The following is a 238-nucleotide window of genomic DNA, read 5'->3' as shown; positions in this document are numbered from 1 at the left end:
CCCACCATGATCATCGGCACGCTGCCGGTGGTGATCGCCATCTGCGCCAACCTGCGCAACGCGCGCCGCGACGGCCGCCTGCCCTGGAAGCGGCTGGCGCCCCCGCTGGCGCTGATCGCGCTGGGCATCGCCTGCGTCAACCAGGTCGAATTGCAGGCGCTGCGCCAGGAGGCCGACGCCGACCTGTCGCGCTACGCCATCGGCGCCGTGCTGGCGCTGTGCGCGGTGGCGTGCTGGA

1 pseudogene is annotated in these 238 nt (G+C 73.1%); it reads left to right on the top strand.

Going from position 1 to position 238, the window contains the following annotated elements:
* Positions 1–238: pseudogene (locus tag SB771_RS36860) on the top strand (EamA/RhaT family transporter); the annotation flags it as partial.

The sequence above is a fragment of the Burkholderia sp. SIMBA_051 genome, from assembly GCF_046534915.1.
Lineage (GTDB): Bacteria > Pseudomonadota > Gammaproteobacteria > Burkholderiales > Burkholderiaceae > Burkholderia > Burkholderia ambifaria.
Note: the sequence above shows the minus strand (reverse complement) of the source record. Positions and strands in the feature narration are given on the sequence as shown.